We start from the raw sequence: 4,334 nt of genomic DNA on the forward strand, positions 1-4,334 counted from the left end.
GTACTTCCAGAATACGTAAAGTCATGTATTTTAAGGAATGCATACTGCGGATACATGCAGAAAAATATTTTTTGGTCATACTTAGAACGCGATAAACCTTGTCACTATCGTATTTCCAAGAGGGAGTCGCCCCAACTTCCGCTTCCATCCTACCCAGATAGTAGGTAGAAATAGATCACTCATTGCCGGTAGTGTGTGACTTCGTGTTGTTTTTGAACTTATTTTAAATTCAAGTACAGTTCAAGTTCAGAATTACTTACTATCTGAACTTCAAAGGTCTTCGAAAAGTATTACCTACTCACTTTGCAAGGGATTGGCGCGTAGGAGGGGCGAATCCCGCGGGAATAGCAATTACTTCTGCGATTAAAAGCGAAGCGTTAGGAGCACGTCTTTGCACTTAGCGGACGAGGAAGCTCAAGCCATGCCCGCAGGAAGTCGTCCCCTCCGTAGCGCCAATCCCCACCCCAATCCCACAACCAGCCGTTCTATATCCAAAACTTACAAAACAACCTCCATCAGCAATACTTGATAGAGGTTGTTCGTATTAATTCGTCGCTTCAGCAAGCTGTTTATTCAAATCCGCGAGACGCTCTTCCATTTTAGAAAGACGCAGCTCCGCGTTTTCAATCATTTTCACATGACCGGTCGACTCCAACTTCTCCATATCTCCTTGCAGGCTGATGTAGTCCATCTTAAGCTCTGCGATCTCTTGTTCCAACTGATCCTTTGTCATAAGGGAAAACTCCTATCATCTGTTTTCCCTTAGTGTAACATATCCTGCCTTGTACGTTTAGGGAACTCCAACAAATAACGGATCGCTTCAAGCACTTTTTCTTCACTATTCCCGATATCGATCTGTAACTGCTTTTTGATCGCGCGTTCCTTACGTGCATCATGTAGCAATGGTTCCATGATCGCGTTCAGTAAGTTCGACTGAGTTACTTTACGACCGAGGCCGAGATGTGTAAAGCCGTTTCTCTCGGTTGGAAATCCGAGGTTTGATTCGAATTCGTTTTGGGCAAGTACAATACAAGGCACACCGATAACGGCTACTTCATATGGTGTATAACCCGCATCACACAGAATCATATCGGCTTTTGAGAACAGTTCTGCACGGTTGTCCGGGGCTTGTACGACTTTGGTGTTCGGTCGGCTCAATGCCATCATTTGGATTTCACTCACATCATGTTTATAATTCTTTCCAAGCAGTACCAGTACGGATAAAGGAATTTGCAGTTGCTTTAAATGTCGCAACGCACGGAATGTGAGATTGCCCGGATCCTCATCGCCGAATGAAATGACAAGTTGCGAAGAAGACGGGGATTTTCTTTTTAAACCGGCATGCCGAAAAGATTGCAGTGACGCGTCTGCCATGTATGTCTGCGGCCCCACGATATAGTGCTCAGCATAGAGTTCCTGAGTTTCCGGATACAGCGTCTGGATCACCCAGTCTGCCAATTGTCCACCATCACCGAAATCGTCGAAATGTAAAATACTTGGTACTAGTTCATGAATTTTGGTCATTTCCTCTTTATAGCTTGGACCACTGTCACGAATCAAAAGATCAGGCTGAAGCTTACCTATTAATTTAATTAAGGAGGAAGGACCAATTACTTTATGGCACGTGAAATGTTCGCTTGGAACTGGCGTTTCTTGGTCGTATAAAAAGATGACTTGTGCTTCGTTTTTTAAAGTATTTGCCAGTAGTAGTGCACGTCGTAAAGGATAACTTCCTTTGCCTTCTGTTATGGAAAGATAGATCGCGATTGTTTTTTTGACTTGTTTTTCGATTGGAACCACCCTTTCTGAAACTACTTGTTCCCCTTACCCTATGAAAAATGGGAATAGTTTATTACAATGAGAAGAAAGCGATTTAGAAAGGTTTCAAAGAGGGAAGGAGGCGGCCTACCTGATGTTCAATTCGTTGGTTATGGATTTAATGTTGGTCGTGTTAATTGGTGTAGCGTCGCAATGGGTAGCGTGGCGTACAAGAATGCCAGCGATTGTCGTGATGGCAATTGCGGGACTACTAGTTGGACCGATTTTCGGTTTGATTAATCCGCAACAATCAATGGGGGATCTATATTCACCCATCATTACATTCGCAGTGGCTATTATCTTATTTGAAGGCAGTTTGAATCTCGATTTTAAAGAAATTAAAGGATTTGGACGTCCCGTTGCGAGAATCGTAACGTTCGGTGCATTTATTGCGTGGATTGCTGGTTCACTTGCGGCTCACTATATCGCAGGATTGTCATGGGAAGTGGCATTCATTATTGGCGGCCTATTTATCGTCACAGGTCCTACTGTAATCTTGCCTTTACTTAGACAGGCGCGTTTAAAGCCCCGTGCGGCCGCGATATTAAAGTGGGAAGGAATCGTCGTTGATCCGTTCGGTGCACTTCTAGCCGTATTTGCATTTGAAGTCATCAAATTCGTCAATAGTGAAGTAACGGCCAAAGCGATGTTGCTGTTTTTTGGTGCTTCATTGTTCTCCGTACTTCTTGGTTGGGGAACGAGCCGGATTCTAGGCACAGCATTTGAAAAGGGCTGGGTACCGGAATATTTAAAAGCGCCAATCTTATTCGGCCTCGTGTTATTTGTCTTCGTATTATCGGATGAAATCATGCATGAGACTGGTTTATTGGCAGTCACAGCGATGGGGATGACGATGGCGAATATGCATCTGACTACTTTAGAAGACATTCGCAATTTCAAAGAGAATATTTCAGTATTGCTCATATCGGGAATATTCGTCATGTTGACGGCATCGTTAAATCCACATATTTTGATTGAAATATTGAATCCAAAAATTATTCTATACGTACTCGCGATGTTATTTGTCGTTAGGCCGCTATCGATTTGGGTATCAACAATCGGCACGGATTTAACGAATCGTGAAAAAACACTCATCGGTTGGATTGCGCCACGGGGGATAGTGGCACTGACTGTATCAGGCTATTTTGCGACCATATTGCTTGAAAACGGTTATAAAGATGCGGAGCTTTTAACCGCGTTGACTTTCGCACTCGTATTTGCGACTGTCATCTTACATGGCTTCTCGATTGGCTGGCTTGCCAAGAAACTGAATTTGGCCACGCCGATTGAATCGGGCGTAGTACTAATCGGCAGTACAAGATTTGTAGCGGAACTTGCGAAGAATATTAGTACTGCTGGTCACAAAGTTTTAGTTGTGGAAGACTCTTGGGGTGGCTTGTCTAATGCGCGAAAACTCAGCATACCAACTTTTAAGGGAGATATTTTATCCGAGCATACAGGCTATCACTTAGATTTAACGCCATACCGTTATATTTTGGCCATGACTAAGACGGATACCTATAACTCACACGTATGTGCCGATTTTACGCCAGATCTAGGAAGAGACTTACTGTTTCAAACGACCACACATAAACGAAGTGCAGATCAACAGTTCAACCTAGCGACAGGGCAATTCCTGTTCACACCGAACTTGACGATTCATGAACTGGATGAACGTATCAATCAAGGGCACGTATTCCGGAAGACGTTGTTGACGAAACAATATAGCTACACGCAGTACTTACGCGAGCGCGACGATCAATCGATATTGTTGTACATCATCCGTGCAAATGGAGACATGGAGTTCTACACGGCAGAGAAAGAACTGCAAGCACAAACGGGGGATACAATCGTAGCGCTTTCGACGTTAAACAAAACGATCGAGCGGACAATTGACCGACTGGAAGAAAAGAACGGCAAAGCAAGTGTACCGAAAGAAATCGTAGAGACAAAGTTCTTGGAAGATCCACCCCAAGAAAAACCAGCGATTCCAGGAGAAACACCGCCGAAGATCATGAAAGATTGAGTTAATAGATGTGGATTGTGTTGCAATAGTGTTGGGGCTAGGGATTGCGCTTCGGTGGGAACGTTTTCCGGAGTCCCCATCCTACGCGTCAATCCCTCGTAATATGAGTGGTTGATACGTATTGTTGTACAGTAAAGTTAGGATTGTAATCGTTTCTATATATATGAACCAAGCCCTTGAACCTAAACAGGTTCAAGGGCTTTACTAATTCAAATACTACCGATAGTAAGTGATTAGAAATTGAATTTGATCATCACTTGAACTTAACTAAGTTCAAAGTCAACAACAATTCATACACTATCTTCAGTGATGAATCTCCGTACCTCAACTATAAACGTAGGATTGAAGCGGAAGCTGGGGCGACTCCCTCTTGGAAATACGATAGTGACAAGGTTTATCGCGTTCTAAGTATGACCAAAAAATATTTTTCTGCATGTATCCGCAGTATGCATTCCTTAAAATACATGACTTTACGTATTCTGGAAGTACG

The 4,334-nt window shown here is 43.3% G+C and carries 3 protein-coding genes; 1 reads left to right on the plus strand and 2 read right to left on the minus strand.

Annotated elements, in window-relative coordinates; translation table 11 throughout:
• Positions 1 to 544 precede the first annotated feature (544 nt).
• Positions 545 to 733, minus strand: a complete 189-nt coding sequence (locus CSV67_RS16385) for an SE1832 family protein (RefSeq protein WP_029053516.1) — start codon at positions 731 to 733, stop codon at positions 545 to 547.
• Between the two features lie 29 nt (positions 734 to 762).
• The gene (locus CSV67_RS16390) at positions 763 to 1,800 is read right to left on the minus strand and encodes a glycosyltransferase family protein (RefSeq protein ID WP_099632650.1); all 1,038 of its coding nucleotides are present in this window, start codon (positions 1,798 to 1,800) and stop codon (positions 763 to 765) included.
• A gap of 112 nt (positions 1,801 to 1,912) precedes the next feature.
• On the opposite strand from CSV67_RS16390, the gene CSV67_RS16395 reads away from it, so the two are divergent.
• Positions 1,913 to 3,844, plus strand: coding sequence for a cation:proton antiporter (locus CSV67_RS16395; RefSeq protein ID WP_099632651.1), 1,932 nt, complete (start codon positions 1,913 to 1,915; stop codon positions 3,842 to 3,844).
• Positions 3,845 to 4,334: the final 490 nt, after the last annotated feature.

The sequence above is a fragment of the Sporosarcina sp. P2 genome (genome assembly GCF_002743255.1).
Classification (GTDB): Bacteria; Bacillota; Bacilli; order Bacillales_A; family Planococcaceae; genus Sporosarcina.

Excerpts from the sequence above, each read along its gene's own strand:
- CSV67_RS16385 (WP_029053516.1), bottom strand. The coding sequence starts at position 733 with ATGACAAAGGATCAGTTGGAACAAGAGATCGCAGAGCTTAAGATGGAC.
- CSV67_RS16395 (WP_099632651.1), top strand. The coding sequence starts at position 1,913 with ATGTTCAATTCGTTGGTTATGGATTTAATGTTGGTCGTGTTAATTGGT.